At 41.5% G+C, this 19,092-nt stretch carries 15 protein-coding genes; 10 read left to right on the forward strand and 5 right to left on the reverse strand.

Translation table 11 applies throughout. From position 1 onward, the window contains the following. Window positions 1–266 precede the first annotated feature (266 nt). A complete protein-coding gene (gene tuf / locus HA044_RS06995) occupies window positions 267–1,463 on the forward strand; it encodes an elongation factor Tu (protein WP_187540490.1) in 1,197 nt (398 codons plus the stop codon). 166 nt (window positions 1,464–1,629) lie between these two features. After that, window positions 1,630–2,388, forward strand: coding sequence for a triose-phosphate isomerase (tpiA, locus tag HA044_RS07000; protein ID WP_187540491.1), 759 nt, complete (start codon window positions 1,630–1,632; stop codon window positions 2,386–2,388). Between the two features lie 233 nt (window positions 2,389–2,621). On the opposite strand, the gene HA044_RS07005 is transcribed toward tpiA, so the two are convergent. The 3 genes from HA044_RS07005 to HA044_RS07015 all read right to left on the reverse strand — a co-directional run bounded on the left by HA044_RS07005 (window position 2,622) and on the right by HA044_RS07015 (window position 6,487). Further along, window positions 2,622–3,857 (reverse strand): aminoacyltransferase, encoded by a 1,236-nt coding sequence (locus HA044_RS07005; protein WP_187540492.1) that lies wholly within the window; start codon window positions 3,855–3,857, stop codon window positions 2,622–2,624. A 6-nt stretch (window positions 3,858–3,863) separates the two neighbouring features. Then, a complete protein-coding gene (locus HA044_RS07010) occupies window positions 3,864–5,075 on the reverse strand; it encodes an aminoacyltransferase (RefSeq protein WP_187540493.1) in 1,212 nt (403 codons plus the stop codon). A gap of 98 nt (window positions 5,076–5,173) precedes the next feature. Then, a complete protein-coding gene (locus HA044_RS07015; protein ID WP_187540494.1) occupies window positions 5,174–6,487 on the reverse strand; it encodes an HD domain-containing protein in 1,314 nt (437 codons plus the stop codon). A gap of 115 nt (window positions 6,488–6,602) precedes the next feature. On the opposite strand from HA044_RS07015, the gene HA044_RS07020 reads away from it, so the two are divergent. From HA044_RS07020 to HA044_RS07030, 3 genes are all read left to right on the forward strand, one after another. Continuing rightward, window positions 6,603–6,986 carry a DUF1934 domain-containing protein gene (locus HA044_RS07020; RefSeq protein ID WP_187540495.1) on the forward strand — a complete coding sequence of 128 codons (384 nt, stop codon included), beginning with the start codon at window positions 6,603–6,605 and terminating at the stop codon, window positions 6,984–6,986. 212 nt (window positions 6,987–7,198) lie between these two features. Beyond that, window positions 7,199–9,883, forward strand: a complete 2,685-nt coding sequence (locus HA044_RS07025; RefSeq protein ID WP_187540496.1) for a cation-translocating P-type ATPase — start codon at window positions 7,199–7,201, stop codon at window positions 9,881–9,883. A 121-nt stretch (window positions 9,884–10,004) separates the two neighbouring features. Further along, window positions 10,005–10,673, forward strand: a complete 669-nt coding sequence (locus HA044_RS07030; protein ID WP_187540497.1) for an MIP/aquaporin family protein — start codon at window positions 10,005–10,007, stop codon at window positions 10,671–10,673. A gap of 34 nt (window positions 10,674–10,707) precedes the next feature. On the opposite strand, the gene HA044_RS07035 is transcribed toward HA044_RS07030, so the two are convergent. After that, entirely contained in the window at window positions 10,708–11,565 is an 858-nt protein-coding gene (locus HA044_RS07035) for a metallophosphoesterase (protein WP_187540498.1), read from the reverse strand. 174 nt (window positions 11,566–11,739) lie between these two features. On the opposite strand from HA044_RS07035, the gene prfB reads away from it, so the two are divergent. From prfB to ftsX, 3 genes are all read left to right on the forward strand, one after another. Then, window positions 11,740–12,835, forward strand: a protein-coding gene (gene prfB, locus HA044_RS07040; RefSeq protein WP_187540499.1) for a peptide chain release factor 2 whose coding sequence is annotated in 2 segments (ribosomal slippage) — window positions 11,740–11,811 and window positions 11,813–12,835 — 1,095 coding nt in all. Because the reading frame shifts where the segments join, the coding sequence is not laid out codon by codon here. Window positions 12,836–12,879: 44 nt separating this feature from the next. After that, window positions 12,880–13,572 (forward strand): cell division ATP-binding protein FtsE, encoded by a 693-nt coding sequence (gene ftsE, locus HA044_RS07045; RefSeq protein WP_187540500.1) that lies wholly within the window; start codon window positions 12,880–12,882, stop codon window positions 13,570–13,572. Then, window positions 13,565–14,491, forward strand: a complete 927-nt coding sequence (ftsX, locus tag HA044_RS07050; RefSeq protein ID WP_187540501.1) for a permease-like cell division protein FtsX — start codon at window positions 13,565–13,567, stop codon at window positions 14,489–14,491. The genes ftsE and ftsX overlap by 8 nt, the downstream gene beginning before the upstream one ends. Before the next feature lie 365 nt (window positions 14,492–14,856). Here the strand turns inward: ftsX and HA044_RS07055 are convergent, their stop codons facing one another. Beyond that, entirely contained in the window at window positions 14,857–15,498 is a 642-nt protein-coding gene (locus HA044_RS07055) for an MBL fold metallo-hydrolase (RefSeq protein WP_187540502.1), read from the reverse strand. A 118-nt stretch (window positions 15,499–15,616) separates the two neighbouring features. On the opposite strand from HA044_RS07055, the gene HA044_RS07060 reads away from it, so the two are divergent. Both HA044_RS07060 and HA044_RS07065 read left to right on the forward strand, forming a co-directional pair. After that, complete coding sequence (locus tag HA044_RS07060; RefSeq protein ID WP_187540503.1) at window positions 15,617–18,079, forward strand: bifunctional DnaQ family exonuclease/ATP-dependent helicase; 2,463 nt, start codon at window positions 15,617–15,619, stop codon at window positions 18,077–18,079. Further along, window positions 18,076–19,056: a YeiH family protein gene (locus tag HA044_RS07065; protein WP_187540504.1), complete on the forward strand. Its 981-nt coding sequence runs from the start codon at window positions 18,076–18,078 to the stop codon at window positions 19,054–19,056. The genes HA044_RS07060 and HA044_RS07065 overlap by 4 nt, the downstream gene beginning before the upstream one ends. Window positions 19,057–19,092 lie beyond the last annotated feature (36 nt).

The raw sequence follows: 19,092 nt of genomic DNA on the forward strand, positions 1-19,092 counted from the left end.
TGTCCCAGCCACTTTTTCTGTATAAAAGAAGCAAGGAGAAGTTCCTTTATAAACTTGATTAGAGAATGAAAAGCAGGGCCTTTTTAGAAGCCGATTCTTAAATTTTCTTGAGATCACAAAATATGAGAAAAGAAGAGGAATAATTAAGAAAATATAGGTAAAAGGCTTGCATTTTCATCTGAAATTCGATAGAATAGTAAGGAAAGTTAGACTGTATTGCCTACTGTCTATCTATAAAATATATTTTATTGGAGGCTTTTACTCAAATGGCAAAAGAAAAATACGATCGTAGTAAACCGCACGTTAACATCGGTACAATTGGACACGTTGACCACGGTAAAACTACCCTAACTGCAGCTATCACAACTGTTTTGGCACGTCGCTTGCCTTCAGCAGTTAACCAACCAAAAGACTATGCGTCTATCGATGCTGCTCCAGAAGAACGCGAACGCGGTATCACCATCAACACTGCACACGTTGAGTACGAAACTGCAAAACGTCACTACGCTCACATCGACGCGCCAGGACACGCGGACTACGTTAAAAACATGATCACTGGTGCCGCTCAAATGGACGGAGCTATCCTTGTAGTAGCTTCTACTGACGGACCAATGCCACAAACACGTGAACACATCCTTCTTTCACGTCAGGTTGGTGTTAAACACTTGATCGTCTTCATGAACAAAGTTGACTTGGTTGATGATGAAGAATTGCTTGAATTGGTTGAAATGGAAATCCGTGACCTTCTTTCAGAATACGATTTCCCAGGTGACGATCTTCCAGTTATCCAAGGTTCAGCTCTTAAAGCTCTTGAAGGTGACACTAAGTACGAAGATATCATCATGGAACTGATGGATACTGTTGACGAATACATTCCAGAACCAGAACGTGATACTGACAAACCATTGCTTCTTCCAGTCGAAGACGTATTCTCAATCACTGGACGTGGTACTGTTGCTTCAGGACGTATCGACCGTGGTACTGTTAAAGTCAACGACGAAATCGAAATCGTTGGTATCAAAGACGAAATTCAAAAAGCAGTTGTTACTGGTGTTGAAATGTTCCGTAAACAACTTGATGAAGGTCTTGCAGGGGATAACGTTGGTGTGCTTCTTCGTGGTATCCAACGTGATGAAATCGAACGTGGACAAGTTATCGCTAAACCAGGTTCAATCCACCCACACACTAAATTCAAAGGTGAAGTTTACATCCTTACTAAAGAAGAAGGTGGACGTCATACTCCATTCTTCAACAACTACCGTCCACAGTTCTACTTCCGTACAACTGACGTAACTGGATCTATCGAACTTCCAGCTGGAACTGAAATGGTAATGCCTGGTGATAACGTGACTATCGACGTTGAGTTGATCCACCCAATCGCCGTTGAACAAGGTACTACATTCTCTATCCGTGAAGGTGGACGTACTGTTGGTTCAGGTATGGTTACTGAAATCGAAGCTTAATTCGATCTAGTTCCCAGATTAACAATTATATAGACAGACAGAAAAAGCCCCGTGAAAACGGGGTTTTTTTCTTTTGTAAAAGGAAATGAGCTTGTACGCCCTTTTATTATGACGAAAAATATGGTAAAATAGATGATATAAAAAATAGAAAAACGAGGTATGTGAAATGTCACGTAAACCATTTATCGCTGGTAACTGGAAAATGAACAAAAATCCAGAAGAAGCAAAAGCATTTGTTGAAGCTGTAGCATCTAAACTTCCTTCATCTGACCTTGTTGAAGCAGGTATCGCAGCTCCTGCAGTTGATTTGACTGCTGTTCTTGCTGCTGCTAAATGTTCAAACCTTAAAGTTGCTGCACAAAACTGTTACTTCAAAAATTCAGGTGCTTTCACTGGTGAAACTAGCCCAGAAGTTTTGAAACAAATCGGTACTGACTATGTTGTAATCGGTCACTCAGAACGCCGTGACTACTTCCATGAAACAAACGAAGATATCAACAAGAAAGCAAAAGCAATCTTTGAAAATGGTATGCTTCCAATCATCTGTTGTGGTGAAAGTCTTGAAACTTACGAAGCTGGTAAAGCAGCAGAATTCGTAGGTGCTCAAGTTTCAGCTGCTTTGGCTGGTTTGACTGCTGAACAAGTATCTTCAACAGTCATTGCCTACGAACCAATCTGGGCTATCGGTACTGGTAAATCAGCTTCACAAGATGATGCACAAAAAATGTGTAAAGTTGTTCGTGACGTTGTAGCTGCTGACTTCGGTCAAGAAGTAGCTGACAAAGTACGTGTACAATACGGTGGTTCAGTGAAACCTGAAAATGTTGCTTCATACATGGCTTGTCCAGATGTTGATGGTGCCCTTGTTGGTGGCGCATCACTTGATCCAGAAAGCTTCTTGGCATTGCTTGACTTTGTAAAATAATTATGAAAAGAGAGTGGGACAGAAATCGGTCATTCGTTAGAATTCGATTTCGTCGTCCCACCTCCGCACAGTTGAGTAGGGCTGTGAAAGCTGATGAAATCAGCGTAGTAGAGCCCACTCAACCACTGCGTCTTGCTCGACAATCCAAAAACAATTAAGAGGCTAGGACTTTTGTCCCAGCCTCCTTTTACTTGTATAAGAAAAGTCCAGCTAATCGGCTGGATTTTTTGTAGTTAGGAACGTCCTAATAGTCGTTTAATGAGTGAGATGACTTTGTGTTTTAAGGGACGTGGATAATAGCGGAAGGTTCCCATCTTACGAACAATGTAGCCGTTGAAATTCTGTTTGAAGCGTAAAACACCATCTGAACCATCGAAGATACCTTGGATACCGAGAAAATTGTATCGTGGGATTCCTCGTTTGATTGTTTCAAGCATCATGTATTCCTGAAGAACTGCAGGAGCATAGAACTTATTAAATTCCGTATAGGAACCACTAAATAAATAGGTGGATTCTTGTGGCATATAGACAAATAGACTACCTGCCAGAATTACGTCCTGGTTACCATATTTTTCAATGTATTCTTTTGCTTCATCCATTCGAACCGATAGTGTATTCATTTGTTTGTCTAATTGTGCCTTAAGTTTATTAACTTTAGCGGAATTGATCCCCTCTGAAATTTTTTCTATTAGAGGGCCAAGCTGAGATTGAAGATCATTCCATTTTTCTTGTAGATTTGAAAGGTAGAGTTCAAAATTTAGTGTTGCGATCATAAAATCCACTTTATCGCCAAAACTATCATAAAAATTTTGGTAATAATCTAAGGACTTATCCTGATAGTCTCGACGGTCACTTGTAGAAGAAGTAATTTCCTTGAAAATATATAGCTCATCTCGGTTTAACTGCTTAAGTTGAATACCAAAGGATTTTGCTCTTTTTACAAGTGGTTTTCCTTTTTTGCTAAAACTGTTGAGAAGATTTTTCTCAGTAATGCCATCCATGTCTTTCACATAGTGCCAGTCCGGCTCCCCTCCTGGATAACCAGTTGTTAAACCATCATGCTGATAGCCCAAATTTGTAAGGGTATCCATGAAATGCGTTTGTTCTTCGGTTGTAGGGTTTCCGTCACTATCAAAAGTTTGATAGGTATCATAGGGCTTGATAACTAGTTCAATAGCTCCATTCTCTTTGGCATAGTCTTTTAAGGCTGCATAAAAGGGTTGGAGCATAGCTTCGTTTTGGTATAGTGGACCGGAATTGATCTCCATATGGAGACCACCTATCATGGGTAGACTATACAGGATAGCTGCTACTTGGACTTGATCATTTTGTTTCCAGGCTATCAATTGAACGGTATTTCCTCTGCGTTCAAGGAGATCTGCCATCTCAACAGACTGGATAAACGAGCGGTGAGAAACGGCATTGGCAAATGAGGTAAATTCTTCTTTTGAAATTGTCGTAAGTGTCATATGACTTTATTTACTCCTTAATTTTTTCCGGATCTTGTAGGCCTTATTTACAAGTGGATAGAGTGGACTGGTTGGAAGGTTGAATTCCCCAACAAATTCTTCAATGACAGGATTAAATTTAGATTTGAAATGATAAAGTCCGCCATCTAGTGAATTTTCAATGCCTCCCATATTTTGCCAAGAAGCACCACGGTCAAAAGCGTGTTGAGCGGTTTCGTACCAAGTGAGAATGGCAGGTTGGTAACGACGAAATTCTTCATCCATTCCCGCATAGACATTTTCAGATGTTCCACCAAATTCAAGAGTCAAGGTACCAGATAAAGGTACGGTTCGCAATCCTGCTTGAAGATGCTCTTCAAGGAATTGCAGCTCTTCTTCTAAGCGTTCTTTTTCTTTCTGGTTATTCTCTACCTTACCAGGTTTGGTTTTTTCTGTGAATTTTTCAGCTTCAGCCTTGTTTTTTTCAAGATCCTGCACTAGTGAAGTTTTTCTTGCTTCTAGATCCAGAGTGGACAAGGTAATGTAGGATTGCCCTTGATAGGTTGTGAGTAGTTTTTCATAGTAGTCTCTTCCACGAAGATGGATACTTTTACGCGCTTCTGTTTTTTTCATGAGAGATGCAAAATCATCTAGTAATTCTGTCCCGCCAAATTGCACCTGAATCCCTTTGTTTCGGACAGTTCGGATGGCTTGTCGAGTAGATTTTGAAAGATTTTGTTCAGTGAAAAACTCTTTGTGAATATTGGCTTGAAAACGAGGTTGGATATTTTCAGCCATGTCCTTTGTAGGACCGGTCCATTCAACACCTTGTTTTGTCAATGTAGTAATGACGGCTTCTACATCGCTCGCTTCTGTTTTTTCTTGGCCAATCATTTGTTTACTTAGAAAAAGACTGGGATCAAATTTTACAAACAAGGCTTTGTGCTGCTTGGCTATTTTTTTCAGAGAGCCGATGACAAAGGTAACTAGGTCTTGATTTTGATAATCCATAATAGGACCACGAGGAATGTAGAGCATGGAAAATCCTAGTGGAAGTGGTTGGATCAAGATACTGGCAACACCAACCAATTGGTCCTCTTGATAAAAACCAACTCGCTCATTTCCCCAATTATCTTTGATTTTTGCCCACGCGCTACTTTGTAATAGGTTGGTTTGGTCGCTTTGAATCACAAAATGATCATGTTCAGAGGCAGAAATTCCTAGTTGGTAATGGTACATGTTGTTGAAATACCTACTTTCTAATGGCAATGGCGAATGCACGCCAGTTTTTTCATTTGTTTCAGTGAGGGGAAACGTTTTACAAAAAATTGCTACAACTATTCCTTGCTGTCTTTTTTACCTGTAAAATAATCATTGGAGATATAGGAAGTAAACTCCTCGACTTGTTTACTGAAAAGGTCAGTTGCCTGCAGCATTTCCTTAGGGAAATAGAAGCGGTTATCTCCATAGCGTGTTCCTGCAAGAGCAGCAACTAGTGGAGACAATTGAGACAATTCGGCTAGGTGTCCATCTTTGCGGATCATCTCGATCTGAGTACGTGGCTTTTCAAGCTCTGGCCGATAAATATCGTAGGGCAGGTCGAAATTTTGATGGATAGCTGTGTAGTAGGTTGGATTAAACCCAACCTCTTTAATCAGTTTTTCAAGGATAGCTAAGTCTTTCCGTTTATCTTCGGTAAAGAGAATCGATTTAAAGACTTTCCGATTAATATAGCGCTGAGCAAGATCAGACAAGATGGTATCTGGGCTCTCCATCCAGACTTGGAAATAGGTATTCATCACACCGTCATCTAGATTTAGATAGTCTTGAATGGTTACCTCTTCTTCAAAAAATGGAATTAGGCGAGGTGAAGTCAGTTGAAAATATTCTTTCTGATCTGGATAAATAGTTCTAGCGCGTTTGAGTAGATTTTGAAGGAGGACTTCAATGGCACGAGTAGCTGGGTGGAAGTAAACCTGCATATACATTTGGTAACGGCTGACCACGTAATCCTCGACAGCGTGCATGCCATTTTGTTGGAAAGCAATGCCGTTTTCGATGGGGCGAATAACGCGCAAAATACGGGTTAAATCAAATTTCCCATAGGAAGCACCCGTAAAGTAGGCATCTCGTAGCAAATAATCCATTCGGTCCACATCTATTTGACTGGAAATCAACTGCACCACCTGTTTATTGGGATAGGTATGATCAATGACACTAGCCACGCGATTTGGGAAATCCGGTGCCACTTGTATGAGGATCTGATTGACCTCTGTCTCCGGACTGGTGATGATCAGCTGGGTCATTTTTTCATGATCTGTTCCAAATAGTCCCTCGAAGGTATGGGAATAGGCCCCGTGCCCGATGTCATGGAGGAGGGCAGCTGCCATGGTCAATAAATTTTCATCAGAATTCCATTGATCCGCATACTTTTCCTCAAAAATAGACAGAATCCGTCTTGAAATTTCATAGGCGCCAAGACAGTGAGAAAAACGACTATGCTCTCCACCGTGGAAGGTAAAACCAGATGTTCCCAGTTGTTTGATGCGGCGTAGTCGTTGAAATTCTTTACTATTAATTAATTGATAAATGATGGGATGATCCACATGAACGTAATCATGTACGGGATCGCGAAAGACTTTTTCATTCATGGGTCTATTATAGCAAAAAAAAGCCTATTTTGCGATCTTGAGACGAATAGAAGCAGTCAAAATGAGTAAAATTTGATAAAATAGGAAAGCAAGGAAAGATGAGAAGGAGAGAAAGATGCAGATTCGCATTCAAAATACCATTCGATTTGGAGAAGAAATGGAAATCGTTGATCAGTACTATCAAGGCGAATGGAAGGAAAAAGCAGGGTTTCAATACCTCTTGTATACCAATGAAGAAGATGAAAAGGTTGCTTTGAAATTTTCCAACGATGAATTGGTCATGACACGATTTTCAACTCCTAAATCCATCATGCGCTTTAACAAAAACGAAGAGGGTGGAGCGATCATACCGACCCCTATGGGGATTCAGCAATTTTTGATTACAACAGACCTCTTTCAATTAGAACCAAGTCGTTTGCAAGTGACTTATCGTTTATTAACACTTGATGGAGAGCAGGAATTTGCCAATTACCAATTGCTAGTAGAATGGGCAGAATAAGCCCTACTAAATTTGTAAAGATCCTGCTTGCTTTATTCCGTAAAAATGATATAATAAAACCACTCAAGGGAGTAGCTGGCGGTTTTCCGCGATAGTGTCGTCATTACGAAATTATTTCCGGCACTATATTAAACGGCGAGACTTGTTTTTTCAAACAGGTCTCTTTTTTGTGCAAAGGAGATCTGGAAGAACGTTATAAGGAGGAAGTTTTTTTGTCCAAAGAACAAAATAAAGCTTTGTTTTATACACAAAGTGAAGAGGAAGTCTTAAAAACACTAGACTCTTCGATCGAAGGTTTGTCTTCAGCACAAGCCCAAGAACGCTTGGCGACTTATGGCCACAATGAACTAGATGAAGGTGAAAAACGTAGTATCTTGTCTAAGTTTATTGACCAGTTTAAAGATTTGATGATTATCATCTTGTTAGTAGCCGCAGCTCTCTCTGTGCTCACAGAAGGAATGGATGGTCTGACAGATGCCATGATCATCTTAGCCGTTGTTGTTTTGAATGCCGCTTTTGGTGTCTATCAAGAAGGACAAGCCGAAGCAGCCATCGAAGCACTGAAAAATATGTCCAGTCCATTAGCGCGTGTTCGTCGGGATGGGCATGTCATTGAAATTGATTCCAAAGAATTGGTGCCTGGAGACATCGTCTTGCTTGAAGCCGGAGATGTGGTCCCTGCTGATATGCGCTTGTTTGAAGCAGCCTCCCTTAAAATCGAAGAAGCAGCTCTTACTGGAGAATCTGTCCCAGTTGAAAAAGATGTGACTCAAGTGGTGGAAGCAGATGCTGGTATCGGAGATCGTGTCAATATGGGTTACCAAAACTCAAACGTGACCTATGGTCGTGGTATTGGTGTCGTGACCAACACGGGTATGTATACAGAAGTCGGTAAGATTGCCGATATGTTGGCCAATGCCGATGAGACAGAAACACCATTGAAACAAAGTTTGGAACAACTTTCTAAAGCCTTGACTTACTTGATTGTTGTGATTGCGATTATCACCTTCTTAGTTGGTGTCTTCGTTCGTGGGGAACATCCATTGGAAGGCTTGCTGGTTGCGGTTGCTCTTGCGGTTGCTGCAATTCCAGAAGGTCTCCCTGCTATTGTAACCATCGTTCTATCTTTAGGAACTACAACCCTTGCTAAACGCAATTCAATCGTTCGTAAATTGCCAGCAGTTGAAACACTTGGTTCTACAGAAATCATCGCATCTGATAAAACAGGTACTTTGACCATGAACCAAATGACGGTTGAAAAAATTTATACCAACGGTCAATTGCAAAGCTCGGCAGCTGAAATCGCTGCAAGCAACAATACTCTACGTATTATGAACTTTGCCAATGACACTAAAGTGGATCCATCTGGCAAGTTGATTGGGGACCCAACAGAGACTGCTTTGGTACAGTTTGGTTTGGATCACAACTTTGATGTTCGTGAAGTCTTGAAGGGCGAGCCACGTGTGGCGGAATTGCCATTTGATTCGGATCGTAAGCTCATGTCTACCATCCACAAAGAAGCAGACGGTTCTTACTTTATCGCTGTTAAGGGTGCACCTGACCAATTGCTTAAGCGTGTGACGCGTATTGAAGTCAATGGGGAAGTTCGTCCTATCACGGATGAAGATAAGAAAGCTATCCTTGCAACCAATAAAGACTTGGCCAAACAAGCCCTTCGTGTCTTGATGATGGCTTATAAGACAAGCCATGAAATTCCAACCTTGGAATCTGAAATTGTTGAGTCTGACCTTATCTTCTCTGGTTTGGTCGGCATGATTGACCCTGAGCGTCCAGAAGCTGCAGAAGCTGTTCGTGTCGCTAAGGAAGCGGGTATTCGTCCAATCATGATCACAGGTGACCACCAAGATACAGCAGAAGCTATTGCCAAACGTCTCGGAATCATCGATCCAAATGACACCGAAGACCATGTCTTCACGGGTGCTGAGTTGAATGAACTCACTGATGAAGAATTCCAAAAAGTCTTCAAACAATACTCTGTCTACGCACGTGTATCTCCTGAGCACAAGGTTCGTATCGTGAAAGCATGGCAAAAAGAAGGTAAGGTTGTTGCCATGACTGGTGATGGGGTTAATGACGCGCCATCACTTAAGACAGCTGATATCGGTATTGGTATGGGGATTACAGGTACAGAGGTTTCTAAGAGTGCTTCTGATATGGTCCTTGCTGATGACAACTTCGCAACCATTATCGTAGCGGTTGAAGAAGGACGTAAGGTCTTCTCCAATATCCAAAAATCCATCCAATACCTCTTGTCTGCCAATATGGCTGAGGTCTTCACGATTTTCTTCGCAACCCTCTTTGGTTGGGATGTATTGCAACCAGTGCATCTTCTCTGGATTAACTTGGTAACAGATACGCTTCCAGCCATTGCTCTTGGTGTTGAACCAGCTGAGCCAGGCGTTATGACCCATAAACCTCGTGGACGTAAATCTAATTTCTTTGATGGTGGTGTCTTCGGTGCCATTTTGTATCAAGGTGTCTTCCAAACTTTACTCGTTCTTGGTGTTTATGGTTGGGCCTTGTTATGGCCAGAACATGCGACTCGTGCGGAAATCCATGCGGATGCACTGACCATGGCCTTTGCGACTCTTGGTTTGATCCAATTGCTCCATGCCTTTAACGTCAAATCGGTTTACCAATCCATCTTTAAAGTGGGACTCTTCAAGAACAAGACTTTTAATTGGTCCATTCCTCTTGCATTCGTTCTTTTAATGGCAACGATTGTTGTTCCTGGATTTAATAAACTCTTCCATGTCTCTCATTTGAGTTTGACCCAATGGTTAGCTGTTTTAACAGGATCCTTCTTGATTGTTGTCCTCGTTGAAATTGTAAAAGCTATTCAGCGCGCACTTGGAAAAGATAAAAATGCGATTTAAGCATTGAGAAAGTCATCTTCGGATGGCTTTTTTTGCTAGCAGAAATGTCCGGGCAAATTTCTTGAGGTAAGTGTGGATTTTTGGTAAACTAATCAACAGTTTGAAGAAAGGAAACTATATTATGAAAAAGTTTTTTGCTGAAGTAATCGGCACATTTATGCTTGTCTTTATCGGGACAGGCTCAGTTGTTTTTGGGAACGGGACAGAAGGTCTCGGACATTTGGGAATTGCCTTAGCATTTGGTTTGTCCATTGTTGCAGCGGCTTACTCGATTGGGACTGTATCTGGTGCCCACTTGAACCCAGCTGTTTCGATTGCCATGTTTGTCAACAAACGCTTGTCTTCAAAGGATTTGGTTAATTATATTGTAGCGCAAGTTGTGGGAGCTGTTCTTGCATCTGCTACAGTATTCTTCCTCTTGTCCAATTCAGGTATGTCAACAGCTAGTCTTGGTGAAAATGCCTTGGCTAAAGGTGTGACTCCTTTGGGAGGATTCTTGTTTGAAGTGATTGCCTCCTTTATCTTTATCTTGGTCATTATGACCGTGACATCAGCTTCTAAGGGAAATGGAAAAATCGCTGGGCTTGTAATTGGTTTGAGCTTGACCCTGATCATTCTTGTTGGTTTGAACATTACAGGTCTTTCTGTTAACCCAGCTCGTAGCTTGGCGCCTGCCCTCTTTGTAGGTGGTGCAGCCCTTCAACAACTTTGGATCTTTATCTTGGCTCCAATTGTCGGAGGAGTCCTTGCAGCCTTTGTTGCGAAACAACTCTTAGGTACAGAAGAGTAATAAAAAATTGGTTCCTCTGGGACCAATTTTTTTATTATAGTTCAAGAATCGTCATGGCTTGTGAGAATTCATGAGCGAGTTGTTTTTTCTTGTAGGCTTGAAATTCGGGGAGATTTTTTATTTTTCGATAGCGCTTGTAGGGATCATAGCGTTTTGGAAAATCAAATTCTGGAAAAACATCAAAGAATTGTTTACAAAGCTCCCATTCTCGGATATAACCTAAAGGTCTGGCATGATAGGTGATCGTGTCAATCGTTGTCGCTGGTATTCGGTGGTGGCTATGGCCAAAAATCACCTCTCTAACAGGAAATTGTCTAAAAAGTTCATGAAAGTCTTGGCTCCCTAGAAACGCATTGAAGCGTTCAAAATAAGGGTGGCGCAGGAGAAACTGACCATGGGGAACAAAGTGCATGGCGATGACAAGCGGTTGATGTATTTCCTGTAGTTCTTGTTCAAGCTCCTGTATAAGCTTTTGGGTGATTGCTGGATCAGACCCTATTCGTTTGAGGCGTCTATCAAACCAAAACAGATTCTTAGTTTGAAGATGTTTTTGTGGAGAGATGGTCGGGACAAAGCTGTAATCATACCAACCCGAAAAGGCGAGGAGAGTATGTTTGGAAAAGGAAATTTTCTGAAATTCAAATGGTTTGATGGCTTCTTCTGATAGGTTCAGCATATCATGATTTCCCAAACTAAAGGTTACGGGGAGCTGACATTGGAGTTGGGCTAAAAATTCTTGAGATCTCTTTTCATAACCATTCGCAATATCTCCTGCAATATGGAGGTGTTGAATTTTTTTCTGCTCCATGAGAGTGAGAAGGGTTTTTACTTCATCTTTTCCGAAGTCGTTGGAATCAATATGTAAATCGGACATAAAAGCTACTCTTGTCATGCTACTAGTCTAGCATAAGAGGAATCTTTTTACTAACAATTAGGTTACAAATGAATTGAAAAATACTGAAAAATAGCTGGATTGGTGGTGGTGAAGCAGTTGATCCAATATCAGAAGGTGGGAAAATGGTAAAGATTATGGTATAATAGACCAGATACATAGAAAGAGGTACATATGGACATTTCAGAAATTCGTCAAAAAATTGACGCAAATCGTGAAAAATTAGCTTCTTTCAGGGGGTCTCTTTGACTTAGAGGCATTGGAAGAAGACATTGCCATTTTAGAAAATAAAATGACAGAACCTGATTTTTGGGATGATAATATTGCGGCGCAAAAGACATCTCAGGAATTAAATGAACTCAAGCAAACCTATGAAAATTTCCATCAGATGCAAGATCTATTTGATGAGTCAGAAATTTTACTAGACTTTTTGGCTGAAGATGATTCGGTCAAGGATGAGTTGATCGAAAAGTTGGATGAGTTGGACAAACGGATGACCAGCTATGAGATGACCTTGTTGTTGTCTGAGCCTTATGACAATAATAATGCCATTTTAGAAATCCATCCGGGTTCAGGAGGAACCGAAGCTCAGGACTGGGGCGACATGCTTCTTCGGATGTATACCCGCTTTGGAAATGCTCACGGTTTCAAGGTTGAAGTCTTGGATTACCAGGCTGGAGATGAGGCTGGAATTAAATCGGTGACCTTATCCTTTGAAGGGCCTCATGCCTATGGTCTTCTCAAATCTGAGATGGGCGTCCATCGCTTGGTTCGCATCTCGCCATTTGACTCTGCTAAACGGCGTCATACTTCCTTCACTTCTGTTGAAGTCATGCCAGAATTGGATGATACGATTGAAGTTGAGATTCGGGATGACGATATTAAGATGGATACCTTCCGCTCAGGTGGTGCTGGTGGACAAAACGTCAACAAGGTCTCTACAGGGGTGCGTTTGACCCACATTCCTACAGGAATTGTCGTGGCTTCAACAGTGGATCGGACCCAATATGGGAACCGCGATCGAGCTATGAAGATGTTGCAAGCTAAACTCTACCAATTGGAGCAAGAGAAAAAAGCAGCAGAAGTGGATTCTCTAAAAGGGGATAAAAAAGAAATCACCTGGGGCAGTCAAATCCGCTCTTATGTCTTTACCCCTTACACCATGGTCAAGGATCACCGAACAAACTATGAAGTTGCTCAAGTAGATAAGGTGATGGATGGAGATATCGATGGTTTTATCGATGCCTACCTCAAATGGCGTCTCCAATAAGCTATAGGGGATGACCCAAAAACGAATGAAAGGAATTTCATTACATGTCAATGATTGAAATGAATGATGTTGTCAAAAAATATGACAACGGGACAACAGCCCTTCGTGGGGTATCTGTCCAAATTGAACCAGGAGAATTTGCCTATATTGTAGGTCCTTCTGGAGCTGGGAAGTCGACCTTTATTCGACTTTTATACCGTGAAGTAAAACATGATAAAGGAAAATTGAAAGTAGCAGGTTTTGATTTAGATAAAATCAAAAAACGTGATGTTCCGATGTTGCGACGCAATGTAGGTGTGGTTTTCCAAGACTATAAATTGCTTCCAAAGAAGACCGTTTATGAAAATATTGCTTATGCGATGCAAGTTATCGGTGAACGTCGCCGGAACATTAAAAAACGTGTGATGGAAGTCTTGGATCTGGTTGGGTTGAAACACAAGGTTCGTTCATTCCCGAATGAATTGTCAGGTGGGGAACAACAACGGATTGCCATTGCACGGGCCATCGTAAACAATCCTAAGGTTTTGATTGCGGACGAGCCAACAGGAAACTTGGACCCAGATAATTCTTGGGAAATCATGAACCTTTTGGAGCGAATCAATCTGCAAGGGACTACAGTATTGATGGCAACCCACAATAGCCTGATTGTAAATACCTTACGACACCGGGTTATTGCGATTGAAAATGGTCGTGTAGTGCGTGATGAAGCGGAAGGAGAGTACGGATACGATGATTAGAAGATTTTTCCGACACTTAATCGAATCGCTTAAAAGCTTGAAACGAAATGGCTGGATGACGATTGCAGCGGTCAGCTCGGTTATGATTACGCTTAGCTTAGTTGCCATCTTTGCCTCTGTTATTGCTAACACTATCAAGCTTTCAGACGATATTCAAAATAGTGTGCGGGTTGTAGTATACATGCGCAAAGATATTCAAGATCAGAGCGAGCAAATCGAAAAAGATGGTCAGATGGTTAGCAATGAAAACTACCATAAGGTCTACGATGCTCTGACAGCTATGAAACATGTTGATAAGGCTGATTTTTCTAGTAAGGAAGATCAGTACAACAAATTGATCAAAACAGCTGGGAATAACTGGAAAATTTTTGATGGTGATGCCAATCCTTTGTATGATGCCTATTATGTAGAGGCAACTGCCCCTAAATATGTTAAACAGGTTTCAGCAGATGCTAAAAAAATTGAAGGGGTTTCTGAAGTGAAAGATGGTGGGGTTGATACCCAACGCTTGTTTGCTCTTGGAACCTTCATTCGGAACTGGGGATTAATCGGTGTTGGTTTGTTGATCTTCATTGCTATCTTCTTGATTTCAAATACCATTCGGATTACCATTATTTCACGTAGTCGCGAGATTAAAATTATGCGACTGGTAGGTGCAAAAAACGGCTATATTCGTGCTCCATTCCTCTTAGAAGGTGCTTGGATTGGCCTTTTGGGAGCCTTGGTTCCTTCAATCTTGGTCTTCTATGTTTACAACCTCGTTTATACTTCTATGAGCAATAACTTGGCGGATCAAAATTTATATCTTTACAGTCCTCATCTCTTAATTCCTACTATGGTTGGTGGTTTGTTTGGATTGGGAATTTTGATTGGGGCGATTGGTTCTTCGATCTCTATGAGACGCTTCCTGAAAATCTAGCAAAAAAAAAGCAAGTTCGCTTGCTTCAAATTGAAGATAAAATCATATTAAAAACTTTCCTTAGGTGAGTACGGACGTCAGCGAACTTCTATGAAGTTCCATGACTAATTATTGAGCCTGAGGTCTCAATAATTCCGAGTACCTGAAACTTTATTGTTTCAGGTACTTTTCTCACGGCGGAAAGTTTTGGTATTTTCTTGATTCATTTTAAAAATTAGAACTTACTTTATTTCTTTGCAGAATTGCTAAATTTATTCTACATTAAAATAGATGGTCTACATTCCAAAGCAAGTTCGCTTGCTTTTTTGTTTGTTCTAAATTCTATTTTAATCTTGGAATCGGAAGTTGCAATAGGATGTCCGTCCTTAGGGCTGTCTAAAGAAGGGGTTGAACATTTTTTCATGTCCGATAGAGGTTTCGGATCCATGGCCTGGATAGACTGAGTATGAGGATGGGAGGGTAAAGAGCTCTTCTTTGATGCTGGTAAGAAGTTGGTCGGTATTTCCAGTGGGTAGATCTGTCCGTCCGATCGTTTCCCGAAAGAGCGCATCACCAGATAAAACGAAGTGGTCGTCAGGGAAAACAATGGAGACACCTCCTGCTGAGTGTCCTGGTGTCTCAAGGATATAAAAGTGGAAATCAGCCAATTGATAGTCGCTTCGAATGTCGTAAAGAAACTCGGCATCTTTACAAATAACATCTTCCAAATCTGCATGGCGATCCAAGCCAGATAAATTATCGATAGGAGAAGATAACCAGCTAGCTTCAGCCTGGTGGACATAGACCGGAGGAAAATGGTAGTGCTGACGGACGTTTTCAAGACTCATGATATGATCGTAATGGGTATGGGTCAAGAGAATAGCTGCGATGGGTTTCCCAATTTGCTCAATTTTTCTTTGGATACTTGGCCAGTCACTTCCTGGGTCTACAAGGATGAGAGAATGGTCGTTTTCTAGGTAGTAGGTGTTTTCGTAAGCTACTGGATTGACAGTGCGATAAATTTTCATAGGAACTCCTTTCTAGTATAGTGTATCAAATTAAGAGGGAAATAAGGAGATAGAAGTTCTTATTTTCTCATAAAAAAATATGCGGAGCTTGCTGAAACGTGGTATAATTTTAAGTACTATGACAAGACAGAAACGAAAATATGCCATTGTGGATCTGGAAGCAACCAGTGCTGGAAGCAATGCGAAAATCATTCAGGTTGGGATTGTCATCGTCGAGAATGGGGAGATCACTCAGTCCTATGAGACGGACGTCAATCCTCATGAGCGTCTGGATGAACATATCAAACAATTGACTGGCCTGACAGATGCTCGTTTGCGAAAAGCCCCAGAGTTTGCACAAGTGGCAAAAGAGATTTTTGAATTGATTAACGATGCCGTTTTTGTGGCCCACAATGTTCGGTTTGATGCGAATTTATTGGCGGAAGCCCTTTTTTGGGAAGGGTTTGAACTGACAACTCCGCGAATTGATACGGTTGAATTGTCTCAAATTTTCTATCCTACCTTTGAGCGTTATAATTTAGGAGCACTGGCTTTTGAACTAGGAATTGAGCTGCACCACGCCCATTCGGCGCTGGCGGATGCGACTGCTACAGCCCAGTTGCTCTTGAAATTGAGAGAAAAAATTGCGGGCTTACCAAGAGGCTTGCTTGAGGAACTTCTTTCAATGGCGGATTGTTTGATTTATGAGTCACGTTTGTTGATCGAAGATGCCTATGAAGAGAGTTCAGCCTTTTTGCCCCCCTCCCTTAAAGAAGTCCATGGCTTATATGTAAAAAAACAGCGCCGGCCCTTAGAAAGTCGTCATTTATCAGAACAGTTTGACCTCAATATGCAGTTGCTAGGAATGGAAGCTTATCCTGAGCAAAAGCAGTTTGCATCCTACATTGAGGAAGGCTTGAAGCATGGTTCTCCAAGCTTTATTGAAGCGCCGACAGGGATTGGAAAGACCTATGCTTATCTCTTAACACTTCTTGTGAAAACCTCGAAGCGCATCCTTGTCAGTGTTCCGACTAAAATCCTTCAGGACCAACTAATGAAGAAGGAAGCCCAAGCAATTCAAGATCTGTTTCAGGTTTCTTTTCATAGTTTAAAAAGTCCTAAAGAATATCTGCAATTGGATAAATTTTATGAGACCCTCCACAGAGAATCCGACAATCGGATGGTGCAGCGTTTTAAGATGCAGCTTTTAGTCTGGCTAACCATGACAGAGACAGGGGAGTTGAGTGAGGTTGGACAACTCTATCGCCATACCCATTTTGTGGCGGAGATTTGCCATGATGGGCAATTGTCCAAACGTTCACTCTTTTATCAGGAAGATTTTTGGCGTTTGGGTCAGGAAAAAGTGAAAACAAGTCGGGTCATTCTCACCAACCACGCCTATCTCTTAACCCGTTTAGAAGATGATCAGAGTTTACTGGAAGATGCAGTTCTAGTGGTGGATGAAGCGCAGAAACTGTTCTTTGCACTGGAGCAATTTTCACAGAAAGAACTGTCCTTAACCTCTCTTCTTATAGATATCCAGCATTGTCTCGATCAGGAAAAAGATCTCTTGCAACGGCGCCTGTTAGAAAGTATACAGTTTGAATTGAATGCTTGTAGCAAAGAAGTAGCGCAAGGGAAACGAGCGGTGTTATCTGAGCAAACTGTAGCGAAAATGCGACAGGATGTGAGGGAATTAGCGAATGAATCCTTAGAAAATTTAAAGGAACTCTTTGCTGAACGTTACCAGAGTTATTGGATAGATAAGGAAACTTTTGAGGACCATCACATCATGCATCTCCATGCAGGAGTGGAGGGACTCCTTTCGTTTCAGGACTTTCTGACAGAGGATGTACCGGTCTTCTTCGTATCGGCAACGATCGGCATTAGTCGAAAGGTTGATCTTCCTTCTCTATTGGGCTATCGGAACCAGCAAATGTACCAGGTTCCATCAGAACGAAAACAGCATCAGGAGTTGTTGCTACCGATTGATTTTGCAGACGTTGTTTCCTTGTCTGCATCAGAATATGCGCTTGAACTTAGCCAACTTGTTGAAGACTTGCTTCCTCTTGGAAAATCAATCTTTCTTTTATTTACTTCAAAAGAATTGCTGCTAGAGACTTCAAATGCCCTAAAGGTTCCTCATTTAGCCCAGTACCGAAATGGGGATGCTGCCAATATAAAACGGCGGTTTGATCGTGGAGAGAGTTCGATTTTACTGGGAACTGGAAGCTTTTGGGAAGGGGTGGATTTCTCCCACCAGAACGAAGTGATTCAAATCATCACGCGCCTTCCCTTTGACAATCCTAAAGAGTTCATGGTGCAAAAAGTTAACGCCCAATTAAGAGATCAGGGAAAGAACCCATTTTATGACTATAGTTTGCCAGTAGCGATTTTACGAATAAAGCAGGCAATCGGAAGGACCAGTCGTTCAGATGAGCAGGAATCTTTGGTGCTCTTATTGGATCAGCGTGTCCTCACCAAACGATATGGAAAACAAATTTTAGATGGGCTGAAACAGGTCTTGCCCCTTCAGACAACTCTGAGGAGTCAACTAGTGGATCAAGCCCAGCACTTTTTTGAAAGGAATACAGAAAAATGAAAACAAAAAGTTTAGGAATTGCGATAGCTGCAGGATTTGCTCTTTGCGCTATGTTTTTAGGGAATATGTTTCCCATCATTGGATCAAGTGTCTTTGCCTTGATTTTAGGAATTTTACTCAATGAATTGATTGATTTACCGGAGAATTCTCGCCCAGGCTTAAATTGGTCCGGTAAGAAATTGTTGCAGTATTCGATTATCTTCATGGGATTTAGCTTGCCCATTGCAACCGTAGCCTCTACTGGTCTTTCATCTTTAAAAATTAGCTTACCAACGATTACAGTAGCCTTTCTTGCGGCCATCATTTTTGGGAAGGTCTTTCATCTCAAGTCCCATCTACGGACCCTTATTGGCTTTGGTACAGCTATTTGTGGCGGATCAGCCATTGCTGCTGCAGCTCCGATCATCGAAGCAGATGAAGAAGAAATTGCCCTTTCAATGTCGACGATTTTCTTCTTCAATATCTTAGCAGTCTTTATCTTCCCAGTATTGGGGCATTTATGGCATATGTCTAATTTCCATTTTGGGCTCTGGTCAGGAACGGCCATTAACGATACGTCATCTGTTGTGGCTGCTGGTTTTTCATACAGTAAAGCCGCTGGTGAAATGGCGACGATCGTTAAATTATCACGGGCTCTCATGATCGTGCCGGTTTGTCTTGGATTAATCGGTTTGAAATTGTATCGCACGAAACAACAAGGAAGCCAAAAAGGCATGTTGAAAAAAATCGTACCTTGGTTCATCGTTTGGTTTATTGTCGCCTCTATTCTTTCTTCAATTGGGCTAGTTCCAAAAGTCGTCATTCCTTATCTCAAGGAAATTTCTCAACTCTTTATGGCGATGGCCTTGGTTGGTATTGGAAGTAAAGTTTCCTGGAAACAATTTCGTTCAGCTGGATCAGCTCCACTATTGGTGGGCTTGATTGCCTGGTTCTGCGTAGCAGGTTCTAGTTTAATTCTGCAAATGTTACTCTATTAATGAATCCGTCATTAAATCATCATAGAAAGGAACGTG

The organism is Streptococcus sp. IMAU 99161 (assembly GCF_014435245.1).
Lineage (GTDB): Bacteria > Bacillota > Bacilli > Lactobacillales > Streptococcaceae > Streptococcus > Streptococcus lactarius.

What these genes read in the sequence shown, in the direction of transcription:
- HA044_RS07035 (WP_187540498.1), bottom strand. Translation starts at nt 11,565, where the DNA reads ATGACAAGAGTAGCTTTTATGTCCGATTTACATATTGATTCCAACGAC.
- HA044_RS07020 (WP_187540495.1), top strand. Translation starts at nt 6,603, where the DNA reads ATGCAGATTCGCATTCAAAATACCATTCGATTTGGAGAAGAAATGGAA.
- ftsX (WP_187540501.1), top strand. Translation starts at nt 13,565, where the DNA reads ATGATTAGAAGATTTTTCCGACACTTAATCGAATCGCTTAAAAGCTTG.
- HA044_RS07015 (WP_187540494.1), bottom strand. Translation starts at nt 6,487, where the DNA reads ATGAATGAAAAAGTCTTTCGCGATCCCGTACATGATTACGTTCATGTG.
- HA044_RS07055 (WP_187540502.1), bottom strand. Translation starts at nt 15,498, where the DNA reads ATGAAAATTTATCGCACTGTCAATCCAGTAGCTTACGAAAACACCTAC.
- HA044_RS07065 (WP_187540504.1), top strand. Translation starts at nt 18,076, where the DNA reads ATGAAAACAAAAAGTTTAGGAATTGCGATAGCTGCAGGATTTGCTCTT.
- ftsE (WP_187540500.1), top strand. Translation starts at nt 12,880, where the DNA reads ATGTCAATGATTGAAATGAATGATGTTGTCAAAAAATATGACAACGGG.
- HA044_RS07060 (WP_187540503.1), top strand. Translation starts at nt 15,617, where the DNA reads ATGACAAGACAGAAACGAAAATATGCCATTGTGGATCTGGAAGCAACC.
- HA044_RS07030 (WP_187540497.1), top strand. Translation starts at nt 10,005, where the DNA reads ATGAAAAAGTTTTTTGCTGAAGTAATCGGCACATTTATGCTTGTCTTT.
- HA044_RS07010 (WP_187540493.1), bottom strand. Translation starts at nt 5,075, where the DNA reads ATGTACCATTACCAACTAGGAATTTCTGCCTCTGAACATGATCATTTT.
- tpiA (WP_187540491.1), top strand. Translation starts at nt 1,630, where the DNA reads ATGTCACGTAAACCATTTATCGCTGGTAACTGGAAAATGAACAAAAAT.
- tuf (WP_187540490.1), top strand. Translation starts at nt 267, where the DNA reads ATGGCAAAAGAAAAATACGATCGTAGTAAACCGCACGTTAACATCGGT.
- HA044_RS07005 (WP_187540492.1), bottom strand. Translation starts at nt 3,857, where the DNA reads ATGACACTTACGACAATTTCAAAAGAAGAATTTACCTCATTTGCCAAT.